General features: G+C 70.4%; 15 protein-coding genes. 5 read left to right on the forward strand and 10 right to left on the reverse strand.

Annotation, left to right across the window (positions count from 1 at the left end; genetic code table 11):
• Window positions 1-98 precede the first annotated feature (98 nt).
• The 4 genes from HND91_RS18520 to HND91_RS18555 all read left to right on the forward strand — a co-directional run bounded on the left by HND91_RS18520 (window position 99) and on the right by HND91_RS18555 (window position 7,063).
• Window positions 99-1,061, forward strand: a complete 963-nt coding sequence (locus HND91_RS18520; RefSeq protein ID WP_181708149.1) for an MBL fold metallo-hydrolase — start codon at window positions 99-101, stop codon at window positions 1,059-1,061.
• A 180-nt stretch (window positions 1,062-1,241) separates the two neighbouring features.
• The gene (locus HND91_RS22895) at window positions 1,242-4,979 is read left to right on the forward strand and encodes a S8 family serine peptidase (RefSeq protein WP_281379131.1); all 3,738 of its coding nucleotides are present in this window, start codon (window positions 1,242-1,244) and stop codon (window positions 4,977-4,979) included.
• A 149-nt stretch (window positions 4,980-5,128) separates the two neighbouring features.
• The gene (gene mgrA, locus HND91_RS18550) at window positions 5,129-6,172 is read left to right on the forward strand and encodes an L-glyceraldehyde 3-phosphate reductase (protein WP_181708093.1); all 1,044 of its coding nucleotides are present in this window, start codon (window positions 5,129-5,131) and stop codon (window positions 6,170-6,172) included.
• Window positions 6,173-6,277: 105 nt separating this feature from the next.
• Window positions 6,278-7,063 (forward strand): ThuA domain-containing protein, encoded by a 786-nt coding sequence (locus tag HND91_RS18555; RefSeq protein ID WP_181708094.1) that lies wholly within the window; start codon window positions 6,278-6,280, stop codon window positions 7,061-7,063.
• 31 nt (window positions 7,064-7,094) lie between these two features.
• Here the strand turns inward: HND91_RS18555 and nagA are convergent, their stop codons facing one another.
• From nagA to HND91_RS18605, 10 genes are all read right to left on the reverse strand, one after another.
• Window positions 7,095-8,249 carry an N-acetylglucosamine-6-phosphate deacetylase gene (gene nagA / locus HND91_RS18560; RefSeq protein WP_181708095.1) on the reverse strand — a complete coding sequence of 385 codons (1,155 nt, stop codon included), beginning with the start codon at window positions 8,247-8,249 and terminating at the stop codon, window positions 7,095-7,097.
• Window positions 8,249-9,280, reverse strand: a complete 1,032-nt coding sequence (locus HND91_RS18565) for an SIS domain-containing protein (RefSeq protein ID WP_181708151.1) — start codon at window positions 9,278-9,280, stop codon at window positions 8,249-8,251. Before HND91_RS18565 ends, nagA begins: the two co-directional genes overlap by 1 nt.
• 171 nt (window positions 9,281-9,451) lie before the next feature.
• Window positions 9,452-10,324, reverse strand: coding sequence for a glucosamine kinase nucleotide-binding domain-containing protein (locus tag HND91_RS18570; RefSeq protein WP_210272789.1), 873 nt, complete (start codon window positions 10,322-10,324; stop codon window positions 9,452-9,454).
• Between the two features lie 119 nt (window positions 10,325-10,443).
• Window positions 10,444-11,814: an FGGY-family carbohydrate kinase gene (locus tag HND91_RS18575; RefSeq protein WP_181708097.1), complete on the reverse strand. Its 1,371-nt coding sequence runs from the start codon at window positions 11,812-11,814 to the stop codon at window positions 10,444-10,446.
• 14 nt (window positions 11,815-11,828) lie between these two features.
• Window positions 11,829-12,161 (reverse strand): L-rhamnose mutarotase, encoded by a 333-nt coding sequence (locus HND91_RS18580; RefSeq protein WP_181708098.1) that lies wholly within the window; start codon window positions 12,159-12,161, stop codon window positions 11,829-11,831.
• Complete coding sequence (locus HND91_RS18585) at window positions 12,161-13,186, reverse strand: ABC transporter permease (protein ID WP_181708099.1); 1,026 nt, start codon at window positions 13,184-13,186, stop codon at window positions 12,161-12,163. Before HND91_RS18585 ends, HND91_RS18580 begins: the two co-directional genes overlap by 1 nt.
• Complete coding sequence (locus tag HND91_RS18590) at window positions 13,183-14,178, reverse strand: ABC transporter permease (protein WP_181708100.1); 996 nt, start codon at window positions 14,176-14,178, stop codon at window positions 13,183-13,185. The genes HND91_RS18585 and HND91_RS18590 overlap by 4 nt, the downstream gene beginning before the upstream one ends.
• Before the next feature lie 235 nt (window positions 14,179-14,413).
• Window positions 14,414-15,940: a sugar ABC transporter ATP-binding protein gene (locus HND91_RS18595; RefSeq protein ID WP_181708101.1), complete on the reverse strand. Its 1,527-nt coding sequence runs from the start codon at window positions 15,938-15,940 to the stop codon at window positions 14,414-14,416.
• A gap of 135 nt (window positions 15,941-16,075) precedes the next feature.
• Window positions 16,076-17,071, reverse strand: a complete 996-nt coding sequence (gene rhaS / locus HND91_RS18600; protein WP_181708102.1) for a rhamnose ABC transporter substrate-binding protein — start codon at window positions 17,069-17,071, stop codon at window positions 16,076-16,078.
• An 83-nt stretch (window positions 17,072-17,154) separates the two neighbouring features.
• The gene (locus HND91_RS18605; protein WP_181708103.1) at window positions 17,155-17,967 is read right to left on the reverse strand and encodes a DeoR/GlpR family DNA-binding transcription regulator; all 813 of its coding nucleotides are present in this window, start codon (window positions 17,965-17,967) and stop codon (window positions 17,155-17,157) included.
• Window positions 17,968-18,199: 232 nt separating this feature from the next.
• Between HND91_RS18605 and HND91_RS18610 the strand changes: the two genes are divergently transcribed.
• Complete coding sequence (locus HND91_RS18610) at window positions 18,200-20,302, forward strand: bifunctional rhamnulose-1-phosphate aldolase/short-chain dehydrogenase (protein WP_181708104.1); 2,103 nt, start codon at window positions 18,200-18,202, stop codon at window positions 20,300-20,302.
• The last annotated feature ends 24 nt before the right edge of the window (window positions 20,303-20,326 follow it).

The raw sequence follows: 20,326 nt of genomic DNA on the forward strand, positions 1-20,326 counted from the left end.
TCTTCGTCCGTAAGCTGTCCGGCGCGCGTGGGGGCGCACTGACGGAATACGGAGACCGCATGTCCGCCGAGACCTATACGCTCGACCGCCGCAATCTCATGGTTGGCGCCTTGTCCTCGATCACGCTCGCCTCCGGAGGGCTCATGGCATCCGCCCCATCCGCGTCCGCCCAGTCCGCCGCCGACGCGCCCGAGATGCTCGGCCCGAGGAAGCCGGGCATCTATCGCTTCACCCTCGGTTCCTTCGAGGTGACGCCGCTTCTTGACGGCCAGCGCCCGGGCGACGGCCCGCATCCAATCTTCGGCGCGAACCAGAGCCAGGAAGCCGTCGGCGAGCTCCTGCGCGCCAACTTCCTGCCCGAGACGCGTTTCGTGAACTCCTTCACGCCCGTGCTCGTGAACACCGGCGGCGACCTCGTGCTCTTCGACACCGGGTTCGGCGCCGGCGCGCCGGAAGGGCTCGGCCAGCTGGCGGACCGTATCGCGGAGGCCGGCTACAGCGCCGACCAGGTCACCGTCGTGGTGCTCACCCACCTGCACGGCGATCATATCGGCGGCCTGATGGGGCCGAACGGTCCCACCTTCGCCAACGCCCGCTACGTCACCGGCGCCCGGGAATATGACTTCTGGACCAAGACCGCGCCCGGCACCCAGGCGGCCGAATCCGCCAAGGCGGTTGAGGCCAAGGTGGTCCCGCTCGCCGAGAAGATGACCTTCCTGGAGGACGGCGGCTCCGTGGTGTCCGGCATCACCGCCGAGGCCGCCTTCGGCCACACGCCCGGCCACATGGTCTACCAGCTGGAGAGCGGCGGCCGGCGCCTGATGCTGACCGCCGACACCGCCAACCACTATGTGGTCTCGCTCCAGCGCCCCGACTGGGAGGTCCGGTTCGACGCCGACAAGGCCGCGGCCGCCGCCACCCGCAAGGCGGTGTTCGGCCAGATCGCGGCCGACCGCATCCCCTTCATCGGCTACCACATGCCCTTCCCGGCGGTCGGTTACGTGGAGCCCATGGGCGAGGGCTTCCGCTACGTTCCGGCCACCTACCAGCTCGATCTCTGACGAGCCGGCGGGCGCGAGCCTCTCCCCGAGGGGGCGGCTCGCGCCAGCGTTCGTTAAGAACACCTCAAGACAGCCGCTCGAACTCGTCTCGATTGCGAACCCGCCGTCGAACCGATCCTGAAGACGCAGGCGCTACACCGTCAGTATTCGTGCTTTGCATGTGACGGGGGCCTGCCTTTCATGTCGTCGACTTACACGTCGAACGATCCGCTGCTGTCCGATCAGTGGCATCATCGCCAGATCCGCCTCGACAAGCTGAATGGAGAGTACCGCGGCGCGGGCGTTTCGGTCGGCATCTGGGACGACGGGGTGGAGACCACCCACGCGGATCTTTCCGCCAACTACGACGCGTCGAAGGAATACACCGTCGGCGGAACGCGGTTGAGCCCGCATGGCGCCTCCGGCAGCCAGAGCCACGGCACGGCGGTGTCGGGCATCATCGCGGCCGTGGCGAACAACGGCTCGGGCGGCGCCGGCATCGCGTCCTCGGCGAAGATCACCGGCGTCGACATCCTCGGCGGTGGCAGCGCCTATTCCCATCTCGCCACCTCCACCGCCTGGATGGGCCAGTTCCACGTGGTCAACAACAGCTGGGGGTGGACCGGCCGCTTCGCAGACTCCCCGGCGTCCGCCTTCGGCGCCACCTTCCACGGCGGCCTGAAGTCGTCGGCCGACACCGGCCGGGGCGGGCTCGGCACGATCATCGTCAACTCCGCCGCCAACGACGGCGAAAGCTTCACGGACTCCAACTACTCCGGCTTCAACCAGAGCCGCTACACCATCACGGTCGGGGCGATCCACCAGTCGGGCGACGTCGCCTCCTATTCCAACCGGGGCGCTTCGGTGCTCGTCTCCGGATCGGCCGGCGTCGTCACCACCGACGAGACCGGTTCCGCCGGCTACGGCTGGGGCGACACCACCTCCTCCTTCGCCGGCACGTCGGCGGCGGGGCCGGTGGTCGCCGGCGTCACCGCCCTGATGCTGGAGGCGTCCGGCAATCGCCTCGGCTGGCGCGACGTCCAGACTATCCTGGCCACAACGGCGGACCAGACCTCCGGCAGCCTGTTCGGCGGCGCCTCCGGCCAGATGCGGTTCGGCTGGTCCATCAACGGCGCCCGCAACGTGGACGGCGGCGGCATGCACGTCTCCAACGACGTCGGCTACGGCCTCGTCGACGCCTACGAGGCGGTCCGCTACGCGGAGGCCTGGGCGCTGTTCGGGGCCGCCCAGACGTCGGCCAACGAACAGGTCGCGACCGCGAGCGGCACCCTCAACCGTTCCCTCGCCGACAACGGCGTCACCGAATTCACCGTCGCGGTCGGCACCAACGTGGTGCTGGAGCACGCGGACCTGACGCTCACGCTCACCCACGCGGACGTCACCGAGCTCCGGGTGGAGCTGATCGCCCCGGACGGTACCGCCTCCACGGTCCTCTCCCCCATGGCGGGCGACGACATCGCCAAGACCAACTGGACCTGGACCTTCGGCTCCGAGGCGCTGCGCGGCTCCTCGAGCGCCGGGGTCTGGACGGTCCGCATCACCGACACCAGCGCCGGCAGGACCGGCTCGATCGCCGGCTATCGGCTGGACGCCTACGGCTCGGCCCCGAGCGCCAGCGACGTCTACCACTACACCAACGAGTTCACCGAGATGCTGGCGCTCTCGGCCTCGCGCGCCATCCTCGCCGACGACGACGGCGGCACCGACTGGATCAACCTCGCCGGCCAATCGGCGGCGGTGACCGTCAGCCTCGCCGGCCGGACCGTCCACTGGGGCGGCGTCCAGCGGGTCGCCATAGCGGCCGGCACGACGATCGAGAACGTGGTCGCGGGCGACGGCGCCGACAGCCTCACTGGCGACGGCGGCGCCAACCACCTGGTCGGCATGCGCGGCCACGACACGCTGACGGGCGGGGGCGGCGCCGACATCCTGGACGGCCGCACGGGCATCGACACCGCCGCCTACGCCCTGTCCACCGCCGCCGTCCTCGTCAACCTCGCGACCGTCACCCAGTCCGGCGGCGACGCCGAGGGCGACAGCCTGATCTCGATCGAGAACGTCATCGGCTCCGCCCACGCGGACACCCTCTCCGGCAATGCCGGCGCCAACCGGCTCACCGGCGGGGGCGGCGACGACGTCATCGACGGGCGCGCCGGAACCGACACGGTCGTCTTCTCCGGCGCGTTCAGGGACTACGCCATCGGCAAGGCGACCGGCGGCGACGGCGTAGTGGTCTACACCGTCGTCGGCACCGGGGCGGCGGCCGGGGACGGCACCGACACGGTCCGCAACGTGGAAGTGTTCCGCTTCGCCGACGGCCAGCTCGCCGCCGATCGTCTCCTCGACGGCACCGCACCGTCCCCCGTCGCCGACGACCCCGCGGACGGGGGCGGAGACGACGGCGGCTCCGACAGTCTGCCCGCGACCGTCCGCAACGGAACCGCCAGGGCCGAAACCCTGGTCGGCGTCGCCCTCCTGGACGAACTCTACGGCCTCGCCGGCAACGACCGGCTCATGGGCAGCGCCGGCGCCGACAAGCTCGACGGCGGCGCCGGCATCGACACGGTGGACTACTCGGCCTCCGGCGCCGGCGTGGACGTGGACCTCGCCCGCGGCTCCCAGTCCGGCGGCTTCGCGGACGGCGACACGGTCATCGCGGTGGAGAACGTCACCGGCTCCGCCCACGCGGACACTCTCGCCGGCACGGCGGGCGTCAACGCGATCACCGCCGGCGGCGGAGACGACATCATCAAGGGGGACGCGGGCGCGGACAAGATCGCCGGCGACGCCGGGGTGGACACCATCGACTACGCGGCCTCGACCGCCGCCGTCCGGGTGGACCTTGCCAAGGCGGCCCAGACGGGCGGCTTCGCCCAGGGGGACAAGCTCACCGGGATCGAGAACGCCATCGGGTCCGCGTTCGGCGACGTGCTCACGGGCAACGCGGCCGCGAACACGCTGACCGGCGGGGCCGGCGACGACCGTCTGACCGGCGCTGGAGGCGGGGACAACCTGGTCGGCGGCGACGGTCACGACACTGCCGACTACACGCGGTCCGGCGCCGGCGTCGTGGTGAACCTGTCCTCCGGCCTCGGCAGCGGCGGAGACGCGGCCGGAGACGTCCTCTCCGGCATCGAGGCCATCGTCGGTTCGGGGCGGAACGACGCGCTGACGGGCGACGCGAACGCCAACGTGCTGACGGGCGGCGCCGGCAACGACACCCTCGCGGGCCTCGCCGGAGCGGACCGCCTGGATGGCGGCAAGGGAATCGATACGGCCGACTATACGGCCACATCGGTGGGAGTGACGGTCGACCTCGCCGCCGGCACCGGTTCGGGCGGCGACGCCGCGGGCGACATCCTGGTCGGGATCGAGAACGTCACCGGGTCCGGGCACGCCGACCGGCTCGTCGGCTCGGCGCTCGCCAACGTCCTCGTCGGGGGCGCCGGCGACGACATTCTGGCGGGGCGCGGCGGTGCGGACCGGCTTTTCGGCGGCGACGGCATCGACACGGCGGACTATTCGGCGTCCGCCGCCGGCGTCGACGTCGACCTCAGCCGCACCACGGCCCAGAAGAACGGCGACGCCAAGGGGGACGTGCTCGCCTCCATCGAGAACGTGATCGGGTCCGGCGCGGCCGACATCCTCGCCGGCGACACCGCCGACAACATGTTCACGGGTGGGAGCGGCTCCGACCTGTTCCGGTTCGCGGCGAATTTCGGCTCCGACACCATCACGGACTTCGTCGCGGGCCTCGACCGGATCAGCTTCAAGGGCCTCGGTCTCGGCTTCGGATCCCTCACCTTCGCCACCTCCGGTTCCGACCAGGTGATCGGCGTCGCCGGCACCGACGACACGATACGGCTGACGGGCGCCAACGCGCTCGTCCTCTCGTCGTCCGATTTCGTGTTTGCCTGAAAGAGCTTGGCAGGCGGTCCGGTCGTCGGAGGCAGTCGGACCGCCTGTCCGGAACTCGTCGGAACCATCGATTGCGCGACGGGAGGGGGAAGCTCCATAGTCCGGCCCCGGCCGCCATGCCGGCCCGTCCCGATGAGGAGCATGCCCCCGTGAGCCACCTGCCCAATCCCGAACGCTATGGCGAGATGATCTACAACCGGGTCGGTCGCAGCGGCCTGCACCTGCCCGCCGTCTCCCTCGGCCTCTGGCAGAATTTCGGCGAGGACAAGTCGTTCGCCAACGCCCGCGACATCTGCCGAACCGCCTTCGACCTCGGCATCACCCATTTCGATCTCGCCAACAACTACGGCCCGCCGCCGGGCTCCGCCGAGACCGCGTTCGGCGAGATCCTGAGGGCCGACTTTGCCGGTTACCGCGACGAACTCGTCATCTCGACCAAAGCCGGCTATCGCATGTGGCCGGGCCCCTATGGCGAATGGGGCAGCCGGAAGTACCTGCTTTCCTCGCTGGATCAGAGCCTTAGGCGGATGAAGCTCGACTATGTCGACATCTTCTATTCGCACCGGTTCGACCCGAACACGCCGCTCGAGGAGACCATGGGCGCGCTCGACCACGCGGTCCGGTCCGGCAAGGCGCTCTACGCCGGCATCTCGTCCTACAACGCCCAGCGCACCCGCGAGGCGGCCGCGATCCTGCGCCGGCTCGGCACGCCCTGCCTCATCCACCAGCCGAGCTATTCCATGATCAACCGGTGGATCGAGGACGACGGCCTCCTCGACACGCTGGACGGCGAGGGCATCGGCTCCATCGTGTTCTCACCGCTGGCCCAGGGCATGCTCACCACCAAGTATCTCGGCGGGGTGCCGGAAGACAGCCGGGCCGCCAAGAACGGCAGCCTGAAGCAGAGCTTCCTGTCGGAGGACAACCTCCGCCGCATTAAGGCCCTCAACGCCATCGCCGAGCGGCGGGGCCAGACCCTCGCCCAGATGGCCATCGCGTGGGTGCTCCGCGGCGGCCGGGTGACGTCGGCGCTCATCGGCGCGAGCCGGCCGGAGCAGGTGGTGGACTGCGTGGCCGCGCTGAAGAACCCGGACTTCTCGCCGGAGGACCTGGCCGAGATCGACACCCACGCGGTGGAGGGCGGCGTCAACATCTGGGCCGCCTCCGCGGAGCGTCAGGGACCGCAGCGCTGAACTCTTGCTTGGCGATGCGAACAAAACCGCGGGCGTGCCGTTTCCCTGGAAGCGGCCCGCCCGCGAGGCCGCGATCCCCGATCCGAGACTGTCGAGGTGAGACGCATGACCATCCGCACCCTCGTCTTCGGCGAGAACGTCCACGAGACCCTCAACGAGACGGTCCGCTCCATTTATCCGGACGGCATGCACACCGCCATCGCGGCCGGCCTTAACGAGGACGAGGTGATCGAGGCCACCACCGTCACCCTGCAGGATCCGGAACACGGCTGCACCGAGGAGCGGCTCGCGGTCACCGACGTCCTTCTGTGGTGGGGGCACAAGGCCCATGGCGACGTGTCCGACCATGTGGTGGAGCGGGTCGCCCACCACGTCTGGCAGGGCATGGGGCTGATCGTCCTGCACTCGGGTCATTTCGCCAAGATCTTCAAGCGCCTCACCGGCTCGCCCTGCGCCCTCAAGTGGCGCGAGGCCGGAGAGCGCGAGCGCATCTGGACCGTCAATCCGGGCCACCCGATCGCGGCCGGCCTGCCGGAGAGCTTCGTCCTGGAGAACGAGGAGATGTACGGCGAGCCCTTCTCGGTGCCGGAGCCGATGGAGACGGTGTTCCTGTCCTGGTTCCAGGGGGGCGAGGTGTTCCGTTCCGGCCTCACCTGGCAACGCGGCGCCGGCAGGATGTTCTACTTCCGCCCCGGCCACGAGACCTACCCGACCTATTACGACCCGAACGTTCGGCAGGTGCTCCGCAACGCCGTCAAGTGGGCCTACAACCCGGCCCCGCGCTGGACGACCATCACCGAGGCACCGAACGTGCCGGTGGATCTGGCGCCGGAGAAGATCGAGGAACGCGGCCCGAAGCTCCACAAGCCCGGCGAGCAGGGATACCGGTAGGAGACGAAGAGCCGCGTGATCCTGGACGACCTCAAGCCTCGTCCCGTTCCCCCGCGATCCAGGTGGCCTTCACCTCCAGCCTGTCGGACAGATGGACGAGGTCGGCCTGGAGCCCGGCGCGGATGCGGCCGCGCATCTCGGCGATGCCCAGGTAGTCGGCCGGCCAGGCGCTCGCCATCCGCAGCGCCTCGTCCGCATCGACTCCCACCCGCTCCACGAGCAGACGGACCGAGGCGGCCATGTCGATGTCGGCGCCGGCGAGGGTCCCGTCGTCCAGGGTCAGCCGGCCGTTCTCCCGCCTGGCGGTCCGGCCGTTGAGCAGGAAGGTCGTGCCCTCGGTCCCGACGGTCGACATGGCGTCGGTCACCAGGAAGCACCGGCCCGGTCCGCGCTTGCCCCGGATCGCGATGCCGAGCGTCGCCGGATGCACGTGGTGGCCGTCGGCGATCAGCCCGCACCAGAGCGATCCGGCGTCGAGCGCCGCGCCGGCCATGCCGGGGGCGCGATGGCCGAGCGGGCTCATGGCGTTGAAGAGATGGGTCGCCCCTCGGGCGCCGGCGTCCACGGCGCGCACGACGTCGTCATAGGTGGCGTCCGTGTGGCCGAGGCTGACGACGACGCCGCCGTCGGCGAGCCGGCGGATCAGCCGGGGAGGGGCCTGCTCCACCGCGACCGTCACCATCAGGACGCCGATCGCCTCGGTGGCGGCGACCAGCTGGTCCGCGTCGGCCTCGGTCAGCGGCCGCATGAGCTCCGCCACATGGGCGCCTCGGCGCGCCGGGGCGAGATGAGGGCCTTCCAGGTGCAGGCCGATCACTCCCGGACGGGTCGGCGCCGCCTCGATCGCCGCCGCGATGGCGGCCGCCGTGGCGGCGGGCGTGTCGGTGATGAGGGTCGGCAGGAGGGCGGTGGTGCCGTATGGCCGATGGGCGCGGGCGATGGCCGCCATGGCGTCGGCGGTCGGGCCGTCATTCAGCATCACGCCGCCGCCGCCGTTGACCTGGGCGTCGATGAAGCCGGCCGTCAGCAGCCCGCCGCCGAGGTCGGTGACCACGGCGCCGGCCGGCACCGCGTGCTCCGGCAGCACGGCGGCGATGCGCCCGTCGGTGACCAGCACGGCGACGCCGTGCCGCCGCGTCTCGCCGTCGAACACGGTCGCGCCGACGAGCGCCTCCACGACGCCCATCAGACGGTCTCCGTCACTTTGGCGAGATTGAGCGGCGCGTCCGGATCGAGGCCGCGCGCCCGGGTGACCCGCTCCATGAACCTGTAGACGGAGAGGGCGATCGAGATCGGATCCGTGAGGCCGTGGCCGGTGGGCATGGTCGCCAGCCGGGTGCCCGGCATGTCGATGGCCGTCGCGGTGAACACGGTGCCGCCCGCCTTGATCAGGCGCCCGATGCCGTCGCGGTTCGCCTCGGCGGCCCGGTCGTCTGGCGCCAGGGCGAGCACCGGGAAGCGGTTCTCCACCAGACGCAGCGGCCCGTGCATCACCTCGGCGGTGGAGAAGGCCTCCGCATGGATGGCGGCGGTCTCCTTGGCCTTGAGGGCGGTCTCCTGGGCGATCGGAAAGCCCGGTCCGCGGCCGACCACGAACAGCGAACCGGCGGTACGGAAGGTCTCGTCCGCGGCCGACCAGTCGGTCTTGAGGGCGCCCGCCAGCGTCTCCGGCAGCCGGCGCACGGCGGCTTCGAGAGCCGCGTCGCCCGTGATGGCCGCCGTCAGGGCGGCGGCGGCGGCCACGCTGGCGATGAAGGACTTGGTGGCAGCCACGCTCGTCTCCGGCCCGGCGTGAAGCGGGATTGTGACGTCCGCCGCCTCGCCGACCGGGCTCGCCTCCACGTTGACGAAGGCCACGGTCAGGGCTCCGGAGCGCTTGGCCGCCGCCTGCAGGGCCACCACGTCCGGGCTCTTGCCGGACTGCGAGATGGTGACGAGCACGCCGCCCGTCAGGCGCAGCGGCGCGCCGTACACCGACGCGACGGACGGGCCGATGGACGCGACGGGAACGCCCGTGGTCAGTTCCAGGGCATATTTGAGATAGCCGGCTGCGTGATCGGACGAGCCGCGGGCGCACGTCGCCACCACCGGCGGATCGAGTTCGCGGATGCGGCGGCCGAGGTCCGCGATGCGGCCGTGCTCGCGGTCGATGAGCCGCGCGACGGCCTCCGGGGCCTCGGCGGTTTCGCGCGCCATGGCGGTCTGGTGGGTCATGATTGTCAGCAACTCCTCGTCGCGTCGCCTCGAACGCCCCCGCTCGTCTCTAGACCGCTTTCCGACCGGACGGAATCGTCAGGTCGACAAGAAATCGCTCCAGGTGAATACCTTGCAGCATTCTCTCATCGATCAGGTCGTGCACCTTGGTCGGAGAATGCTCCAAGAAGCGCCTCAGGTCGCCCTGGGCAAGCCCGCGAGCGTCAGGGCACCGTCGAGGGCGTCGCCGCGGGGGGGCACCAGCACGGTTTCGAACCGGGCGTGGAGGTAGGGCCGGTGCGGCTCGGCGACGCCGCCCATGAGCGAGATCCGGCGGGCGCCGAGCTGCATCATCCGGTCCAGGAGGCGGCCGATGTCGTCGGCCGACTGGCGCACGAGCATGAGGGCGATCGGGTCGCCGGCGCGGGCGTGCTCGAACACCAGCGGGGCATGGCGCGCCCAGTCGCGGGGCAGCGCCGTCAGGCTCCAGGCGAGCAGGCCGGCCGGGTCGTCGTCGAAGACGGCCATCAGGGCGTCGGTGAAGGCCGAGCGGCTTTCCACGTCCTCGAACCCGAGCAGCGCCCGGCGAAGGGCCCGGCGGCCGAGCGTGGCGCCGGACCCGGTGTCCGACACCATGAAGCCCCAGCCGCCCACGGTCGCGGTGCGGTCGCCCACGCGGACGACGCCCTGGCTGCCGGTGCCGAGGATCAGGATGCCGCCATCGCCGCCGCCGTGGGCGCCGAGGCAGGCGATATCCGCGTCGGAGGCCACCGCCACATGGGCGAACGGCAGCGGATGGGCGAGGAATCGCCGCGCCGCCACCGGCGCGTTGCCGCCCGCGAGGCCGAATCCGCCGCTGGTGCGGGCGAGGGCCTCCTCGCCAAGGCCGGCCGCCGCCAGGGCGGCGCGACTGGCGGTGAGGATGCTCTCGATCGCGAGGTCGAAGGCCGTGGTGATGTTGGCGGGGCCGCCGGCCCCTTCGCCGAGCACCCGGCCGGAGGCGTCGGCCAGCCGCGCCCGGCAGACCGTTCCGCCGCCGTCGATCCCGAGAAAGAGCCCGTCCGCCACCCGAATCATCCTTCGTTGGAACGCTCGTCCGATCCGGTTCCGGTACGCCGGCCCGCCCGCCGGAGCAAGGCGGGCGTGCCCGGGAACGCGGCAAGGCGCAGATCGGGCCGCGCCCGGTCTCAGCCCGCCACGGCGGCCCGCCAGCGGTCCGCGTATTGAGGGAAGCCGCCGCCGAGCGGCTCGACCGGGTTCGGCTCCATCAGCCGCGCCGGCCGTCCGTCCGGGCCGAGCGCCAGGAGGGCGGCGCCGGCGCTGGTGCCGGTCGCGCCCTCGCAGGGCAGGACAGGGCGCCCCGCCGCGGCGGAGAGCGCGGCGGCGAACAGGCGGTTCCGGGCGAATGGCCCTTCCACGACGATCGGCCCGTCGGCGTTGGCGAGCGAAAGGCCGGTGGCGGTCATCAGGGCGGCGTAGAGGCTCGCTGCCGCCGTCCGCTCGGCCGGCGACAGGGTGCCGGGGTCGCGTGTCCAGCGGCCGGGTTTCGACGGGAACGGGCCGGATTTCGGCACGAAGGTGGGCAGGGCCATGACGCCGTCGGCGATCACCCGGTCCACGGTCGCGGCGTCCGGCGCCTCGGCCTTGCCGGCGGTCAGCATCTCCATCTCGCGCCCGCCCATGAAGCGCGCGCCCGGTACCGGCCGCCCGTAGGCGTCCACGTTGGCGAGGGTGTCGCGCGCGGCGTCGAGGCCGTTCGGCTCGCCGCCGACCGCGAAGATCACCACCCAGGTGCCGGTGGACACCACCGAAAAGGGCGTCTCGCGGGTGAGGAGGTGCGGGAGGAGCGAGGCGTTGCTGTCGTGGATGCCGCAATGGACCGGGGTCCCCGGCCGCAGGCCGGTCTGCGCCGCGATCGCCGGCGCGATGGGCCCGAGGGCGTCGAAGGCGGAGCGGACCGGCGGCAGCAGCCCGGCCCAGCCCATCGCGTCCGCCAGCGAGGAGGGCGCGCCCGTCGCGGGCCGCCAGAGGTCCGTGTGGCAGCCGAGCGACGTCACCTCCGCGGCGAGCACGCCGGTCAGCCGGAAGGCCCAGTACTGCGGATAGGGCACGATGGCCGTGACCCTGGCGAACGCCTCCGGAAACGCCCGCTCCAGCCAGAACAGCTGCGCGCCCACGTTGAGGCCGCAGGCGAGCCGCGGCGAATAGGTCTCCGCGAAGGCCGGCCGTGCCGCGTCATAGGCGTCGGCGAGGGTGTCCGGGCCGTCATGCTCGTAGTCGAGCACCGGCAGGGCGAGGTCGTCGCCCGCCATCAGGGCCGCCGACGCGCCGTGGGTGGTGATCGAAACCGCGTCGATCCGGTGCTCCTCCGCGGCCGCCTTCAGGGAGGCGAGCGCGAAGGCGTGGAGGCCGTCCGTGTCGAAGTGCGGATAGGGCGGGCCGGGCAGGACCTTGTTGGGCGTGGTGCGGACGAACACGTCCGCGCCGGTCGTGACGTCGTGCACCACCAGCTTGGCGTTGGTCTTGCCGATGTCGAGCACGGCCACGAGGCGGGTCATCGGGCTCTCCGGCGTCAGTCCATGTGGAACACGGTGCGCAGCGGCACGGCGACGGGCTCGTCGTCGGGCTTCACCGCCATGATGTCCCGCATGTGCGCCCACCAGCGCCGCATCACCGGGTGGTTCGGCAGGTCGGCCATGGCGTGGTCGCGCCGGCGCCAGAGGACGGCGAACAGGATGTTCGTCTCCTCGTCCAGGTGGATGGAGTAGTCGCTCACCCCGGCGTCCCTGAGAAGGGCGGCGAGCTCCGGCCAGATCGCGTCGTGCCGTTGCCGGTAGTCCTCGGCCATGCCGGGATTCAGCATCATCTTGAAGGCGTATTTCTCGTGGGTGGAGCGATCGGTCATCAGGCGGCTCCCCGGTTGGACGACTGGCGACGGGCGGCGACCCGGCGGGCGAGGATCGGCAGCGCGATGACGGTGATCAGCATGGCGCCGATCACGATGGACATGACGATGCCCGGCACGTTGAGAAGGCCGAGGCCGAAGGTCACGAGCCCCATCACGAAGGCCGCGATGACGACGCCCGGGATGGTGCCGGACCCGCCGAGGATGCTGACGCCGCCGAGCACCACCATGGTGACGACCTCCAGTTCCCAGCCGAACGCGATCGACGGCCGGGTGGACCCGAGCCGGGAGGTCAGCATGACGGCGGCGGCGCCGGCGGCAAGCCCCGTCATCAGGAACAGGGTGAACTTGATGCGCTCCACCGGGATGCCCGAGAAGGTGGCCCCGAGCGGGTTGTTGCCGATGGCGTAGACCTTGCGGCCGAAGGTGGTGCGGTGGAGCACGATGCCGCCGACGAGCGCAACGGCGAGGAAGAAGACGAGCTCGAACGAGATCACCCACCACACGTAGCCCTGGCCGAACCAGGCGAAGTCGGCCGGGTATCCCTTGTAGACCTGGTCGCCCAGGGTGACGTAGGCGATGCCCCTGAAGAGGCTCATGGTGCCGATGGTGACGACGATCGACGGCAGGCCGAAGCGGGTGACCAGAAGGCCGTTGAACGCCCCGCAGGCAAGCCCCACGCCGAGGCCGATGGCGACCAGCCCCGGCGCGCCGACGCCCATCTGGGCGGCCGCCCCCATGGCGGTGGAGGCGAGCGCGATGATGGCGGCGACCGACAGGTCGATCTCGCCGGCGATCACCAGGAAGGCCATGGCGACGGCGATGACGGCCTTTTCGGTGAAGTTGAACGTGGCGTCCGACAGGTTCCAGGGATCGAGGAAGTAGGGGGACGCCAGGCTGTTGGCGATGAAGATCGCCACGGCCACGACGAGAAGCAGCGCCTCCCAGCTCTTCAGCGCGCGCGACATCCGGCCGTCGAGCCGGTCCGGGATCGTCCGGCGGGTGGGCGAGGCGGCGGTGGTCATGAGGCGGCTCCCGCGGTGGCGCCGGTCGGGCGCAGGATGATGCGGCCCTTGCGACGCTCCGCCCGGGCGTTGATCGCCACGGCGGCGATGATGACCGCGCCGGAGATGGCCATCTGGAAGAAGGGCGACACGTTGACGACCGGCAGGGCGTTCTTGATCAGGCCGAGGAAGAGCGCGCCGAGGACCGCGCCGCCGACCGACCCGATGCCGCCCGCGATCGAGACGCCGCCGATCACGCAGGCGGCCACCACGTCGAGCTCGAACCCGGCCGCGATGTCCACGTAGGCGACCGCGTACCGGGCGACCCAGAGATAGCCGGAGAGGCCGGCCAGCATGCCGGACAGGCAGAAGGCCAGGAAGCGCGTGCGCCCCACGTCGACGCCGGCATAGATCGCGGCGGTCGGGTTGCCGCCGGTGGCGTAGAAGGCGCGGCCCACGTTGGTGCGGGTGAAGAGGACGGTCGCCCCGATGATCACGGCGAGCGCCACCCACGTCAGCACCGGCAGGCCCGCCACCAGCGTGCGGGGTGTCTCCAGGAACACCGGCGTCATCTCGTGGGCGTTCACCCACTCGCCGCCGGAGACCACGAACGCCATGCCCCGGTAGATGGTGAGCGTCCCGAGGGTGACGACGATCGGCGGCATGTCGAGCTTCCAGACCAGCAGCCCGTTGAAGGCGCCGAGCAGGAGGCCGACGCCGGCCGACAGGAGGACCAGCAGGGCCAGCGGCAGGTCCGGGTTCGCCTCGTTCAGCATGGCGACGATCATGCCGGTGAAGGCCAGGTTGGCGGCGACCGAAAGGTCGATCGACCGGGTGAGGATCACCGCCGTCTGGCCGAGCGCGAGGATCATCAGGATGGCGGTGTCGTTGAACACGGCCGCAAGGTTCGCCGGCCTCGCGAAGGCCGGGAAGCGGCTCGTGATGACCACGAGGAGCAGCGCCATCGCGACGAGCAGCAGCGCCTCGCGCCGGGCGAAGAGCGATTTCAGCATGGCAGGAGGTTCCCGGAGCCGAATGCGGCGGACGCGGAGCGGAGGGCGAAGGCGGAGGGGAGGGCGACCGCTCCAGCGTCATGGTCCGCGAAGGTGGAGGCCATGTTCGCCGGAACGGCTTCACGGTCACCGTCGCGCCAAGTCCCCGCTCGGACCATGATGGGTGGGCGTTCAGCGCTTTTGTTTTCTCCCCACCGCACCGACTTCGCGGCGCGCTTGACCGGTCCACCACCCATCACGCGCCTCCCTCGTTGCCCGTGGCGGCGCGGACGAGGACTTCCGGCGTCAGGCCCTCCCGGTCGAAGGCGCCGGCCATGCGGCCCTCGCGCATCACGACCACCCGGTCGGCCATGCCGAGGATTTCGGGGATCTCGCTCGACACCATGATGACCGCGAGGCCCTCGCCGGCGAGTTCGCTCATGAAGGCGTGGACGGCGGCCTTGGAGCCGATGTCGATGCCCTTGGTGGGCTCGTCGAGAATGATGACCTTCGGACCGGTGGCGAGCCACTTGCCGATCACCACCTTCTGCTGGTTGCCGCCGGACAGAGTGCCGACGGGCTGGCTGAGCGAGGAGGCCCTCAGGTCCAGCCGCTCCGCGTAGGTGCGCGCGAGGGCGAACTCCTCGGCCATGCGGATGAAGCCGCGCCGCGCCGTGCGGTGAAGCGAGGGCAGAGACACGTTCTCCACGATCGCCATGGGCAGGATGGCGCCATGGCGCCCGCGCTCCTCGGGCACGTAGACGATGCCGGCGCGGATCGCCTCCGCCGGCGAGCGGACGGTGATCGGCCGGCCCTCCAGCGTCAGCGCGCCGGCGCTCGGCCGGGTGACGCCGAAGAGCGCCTGGCAGAGCTCCGACCGGCCGGCGCCGACAAGCCCGTAGAGACCCAGGATCTCGCCGCGACGGAGCGCGAAGGAGACGCCGTCGAATTCCGTCGGGTGGCAGTAGCCCTCCACCTTGAGGATCGTTTCGCCGATGCGCGCGGGCGTCTTCGGAAAGACCTGGTCCACGGACCGGCCGACCATCATGCGCACGAGGTCGCTGTGGGTCACGTCGGCGAGGCCGCCCGCGCCGACCGCCTTGCCATCGCGGAAGACGGCGAAGTCGTCGGCGATGCGCCAGACCTCCTCGAACTTGTGGCTGATGAAGAGGATGGCCTTTCCCTTCGCCTTCAGCCGCCCGATGATCCGGAACAGATCCTCCACCTCCTTGTGGGAGAGGGCGGCCGTCGGCTCGTCCATGATGACCACGCGGCTCTCCACCGAGAGGGCGCGGGCGATGGCGACGAGGTGCCGCTGGCCGATGGAGAGGTCCTTCAGGCGGGTGCGCGGGTCGATGTCGGCGTCCACCGAGTGGAGGAGGGCGGCCGAGCGGGCCCGCATGGCCGACCAGTCCACGAGGCCGAGGCGGTTCCTGGGCGCGTGGCCGAGCCAGATGTTCTCCGCCACCGACAGATCGTCGAAGAGCACCGTCTCCTGGTGGATGGCGGTGATGCCGGCGGCCTGGGCGTCGGCCGCGGTCTCGAGGCGCGTGGGCGTCCCGTCGATCAGGATCTCGCCGGCGTCGGGCCGGTAGATGCCCGTGAGGATCTTCACCAGCGTCGACTTGCCGGCGCCGTTCTCGCCGATGAGCGCGGTTACCCGGCCGGGGCGCAGGGTGAGCGCCACGTCGGCGAGGGCCTGCACGCCTGGGAAGCTCTTGGAGATGCCGCGCATCTCCAGGATCGGCGCGGCAAGAGCGACGGACTGGTTCAGCATGTTCATGGGGGACGTCTTCTCAAAAGGCTGCCGTCTGGTGCGGCTTGCTCCGCCGGCGCGCGGACGGCGCACCGGCGGGCAGATCCGGCGCGAGGCCGGACGGAACGCCTGGCGGCCGCCGGCCGCCAAGATCGCCTAGGATCAGAAGATCTTGGCGAATTCCTCGACGTTGCTGGCGTCGTAGGTGAAGGGGTCCGCCATGGCGCCTTCGCCGTTCCCGTCGAACGCGACCTGACCCACGCGGCCGATCGGGATGGTCTCGCCCGGCTCGCCCTTCGCGGTGCCCTTGACGATGTGGTAGGAGATCATGGCCGCGGAATAACCGAGGTCGATCGGGTTCCAGATCGAGAACGACTTGGACGCGCCCGACTTCACATGACCGGCCATTTCGGACGGCAGGCCGAGGCCGGTGACGAAGACCTCGCCCACCTTGCCGGCGTCGGAGACCGCCTGGGCGGCGGCCACGATGCCGACGGAGGTCGGCGCCACGATCACCTTCACGTTCGGGTAGGTCTGCAGGAGGCCCTGGGTCTCGCGATACGACTTGTCGGCGAGGTCGTCGCCGTAGACGGTCGTCACCACGTTGATGCCCGGATAGTTCGGCTGGGCCTTCTTCAGCTCCTCGATCCAGGTGTTCTGGTTGGTGGAGGTGGCGGTCGCCGACAGGATGGCGATGTCGCCCTTGCCTTCGGGCAGGGCCGCCTGAGCGAGCTTCAGGAGCTGGTTGCCGATCAGCGAGTTGGACGACGGGTTGAGGTGCACCAGGCGGCCTTCCGGCGCCACGCCGGAATCCCACGAGATCACCTTGATGCCGCGGTCCATGGCCTTCTTCAGGGCCGGCGCGACCGCGTCCTTGTCGTTGGCCGAGATCGCGATGGCGTCCACGCGCTGGGCGATCAGGGCGTTGATCACCTCGATCTGGCCTTCGGCGGTGGTGGAGGTCGGGCCGGTGTAGATGATCTCCATGTCACCGACTTCCTTGGCGGCCTCCTCGGCGCCCTTCTTGGCGGCTTCGAAGAAGCCGATGCCGAGCGCCTTCACGACGAGGGCCACCTTGACGTTTTCCGCCTGCGCGGGGCCGGCGATGAGCGCGGCGGCGAGCGCCGTGCCGAGGGCAAGTGTCTTCAGAAACGACATGTCTTTCCTCCCTGGTGGTGCATTTCATCCCGCCCGCCTCATCGCGCCGGAACCGGGTTCGTCCCCGGCTCTCCCTCCGGCGGTCAGGCGACGGACGAAGATCTCTTCCGGTCGGCGGCGCCCTCGATCTCCGCGATGACGAGCGTGATGCCGGCGGTCTCGATCATCCGGCGCGCCTCGTCCGTGACGGCGTCGTCGGTGACGATGGTGGTGGCCCGCTCCAGCGGGCACAGGATCAGGCTGGAGCGGGTCTGGAACTTGGAGCTGTCGACGAGCAGCACGAGCTCGTCCGCCTGCCGCATCAGGCGCTGCTCGGACTGGATGATCAGGCTGTCGCTCTCCATGATGCCGAGCGGCGAGACGCCCTGGGCGCCCATGAACATGCGCTTGGCGTAGAAGTGCGCGGTGCCGTCGTTCTCGAACGGCGACAGGATGATGTTCTGCTCCCGGTAGACGGCGCCGGCCGGCACGATGGTGGTGCACTTGGTGTTCTTCACCAGGTGCTCGGCGATCGCGAAGGAGTTGGTCAGCACCTGGAGGCGGCGGCCGGCGAGGTGGTGGACCATCTGGAAGGTGGTCGTGCCGCCGTTGATGATGATGCTGTCGCCGTCCTGGCAGAGCTTCACCGCCTCGCGTGCGATTGCGCGCTTCTGAGCGATGTTGACGGATTCGCTGACCCGGAACGGGCGGGCGGTCAGCGTGCCGATCTGCGGCGGATGCAAGGCCTCGGCGCCGCCGCGCACCTTGCGCAGGCGACCCTGGAGGGCGAGGGCGGCGATGTCCCGGCGGATCGTCGCTTCCGATACGCCCGTCAGCTCGACGATGTCCTGCACCGTCGCGACGGGCCGTTCCTGGACGGCGCTCAAGATGATCCGCTGGCGCTCACGTTCGTGCATGCACCCCTCCCTTGGCTGCGATCAAATCGGTTGAGTGGTTCGTTGTCAATCAGCTTCAGTCAAAAAACGTCATGCTGCGGTGCAAAATGATCGAAAATGACCGGTTGCGATTGACAGGCCGTGTCCGGCTGCGCGATATCTTCTCTCGTCCAACGACGGGCCGGGAGTGGCGACGATTATCGTGTCGCCGGTCCGTCCACCGCCAAGAAATCATGATGTTTGGGAGGCGCCGATGGCCGACGTGGCCGATATCCAGCTCCTGGAGAACCGCTGGGACGAGGCCCATGCCGCGACCCTCGACGAGCCCGGCCGGCTCCTCTACCGGTCCAACCTCCTCGGCGGCGACAAGCGCATCACCAACTACGGCGGCGGCAACACCTCCGCCAAGGTCGTGCACAAGGATCCGCTGACGGGCGAGGACGTGGTCGTCCTCTGGGTCAAGGGCTCCGGCGGCGACGTCGGCACCATGAAGCTGGACGGGTTCGCCACCCTCTACATGGACAAGCTGGAGCAGCTGAAAGGTCTCTACCGCGGGGTCGAGCACGAGGACGAGATGGTGGGCTACCTGCCCCACTGCACGTTCAACCTCAACCCGCGCGCCGCGTCCATCGACACGCCGCTCCACGCCTATGTGCCCTACCGGCACGTGGACCACATGCACCCCGACGCGGTGATCGCCATCGCGGCGACCGCCAACTCCCGTGCGCTCACGAAGGAGATCTTCGGCGACGAGATCGGCTGGCTGCCGTGGCGCCGCCCGGGCTTCCAGCTCGGCCTCGACCTGTCCGAGTTCGCCCGCGACAACCCGACCGCTAAGGGCGTGGTGCTGGAGAGCCACGGGCTCTTCACCTGGGGCGACACCGCGAAGGAGTCCTACGAGACCACGCTGCGGATCATCAACACGGCGATCCGCTACTTCGACACCAGGACCCGCGGGCAGGCGGCGTTTGGCGGCGCGTCGGTGTCGTCGCTCGGCGACGCGGAGCGCCGCGCGGTCGCCGCACGCCTGCTGCCGGCGATCCGCCAGCGGATCAGCGCGGCCGAGCGCAAGGTGGGCCACTTCGACGACAGCCCGGCGGTGCTGGAGTTCGTGAACAGCCGGAACCTGAAGCCGCTCGCCGCTCTCGGCACGTCCTGCCCGGACCATTTCCTGCGCACCAAGATCCGGCCGCTGGTCCTTGACTTCGACCCCGCCAAGGGCAACCTCGACGAGGTGCTCGGCGGCCTCGACGGCGCGATCGCCGCCTACAGGGGCGACTACACCGGCTACTACGACCGCTGCAGACATCCCGACAGCCCGGCCATCCGCGACCCGAACGCGGTCATCTATCTGGTGCCCGGCGTCGGCATGATCTCCTTCGCCCGCGACAAGGCGACGGCCCGGATCGCGGCCGAATTCTACGTCAACGCCATCAACGTGATGCGCGGCGCCTCCAGCGTGGACACCTATGTGGGCCTCTCCGAGCAGGAGGCGTTCAACATCGAATACTGGCTTCTGGAAGAGGCCAAGCTCCAGCGCATGCCGAAACCGAAGTCGCTCGTCGGACGGGTCGCGCTCGTCACCGGCGCCGCCGGCGGCATCGGCCGGGCGATCGCCGCCAAGCTGCTGTCGGAGGGCGCCTGCGTGGTGCTGACCGACATCGACGCGGCCGCTCTCGACGAGACCCGAACGACCTTCGCCAAGGCCTACGGGGCCGACCACGTGCGCTCCGTCCCGCTCGACGTCACCGACGAGGCGGCGGTCGCCGACGGCTTCACCCGCGCGGTGGTGGACTACGGCGGGCTCGACATCCTGGTCTCCAACGCCGGCATCTCGTCCTCCGCTCCGGTGGAGGAGACCACGCTCGCCATGTGGGACCGCAACATCGACATCCTGGCGAAGGGCTATTTCCTGGTGGCGCGGGAGGCGTTCCGCCTCATGCGCGGCCAGAAGCTGGGCGGTTCGGTTGTGTTCATCGCGTCCAAGAACGGCCTCGCGGCCTCGCCGGGCGCGTCGGCCTACTGCACCGCCAAGGCGGCGGAAATCCACCTCGCCCGCTGCCTCGCCCTGGAAGGAGCGGACGTCGGCATCCGGGTGAACGTGGTGAACCCGGACGCGGTGCTGCGCGGCTCCAAGATCTGGACCGGCGAATGGCGCGAGCAGCGCGCGGCCGCCTACAACCTGCAGCCGGATGACCTGGAGGAGCACTATCGCAAGCGCTCCATGCTGAAGCTCTCCGTCTTCCCGGAGGACATCGCCGAGGCGGTCTACTTCCTGGCGTCGGATCTCGCCGCCAAGTCCACCGGCAACATCATCAACGTGGACGCCGGCAACGCCCAGAGCTTCACGCGCTGACCGGACGGGATCCCTCCCTCGGAG

It is taken from the genome of Chthonobacter rhizosphaerae (assembly GCF_013839525.1).
GTDB lineage: Bacteria > Pseudomonadota > Alphaproteobacteria > Rhizobiales > Pleomorphomonadaceae > Chthonobacter > Chthonobacter rhizosphaerae.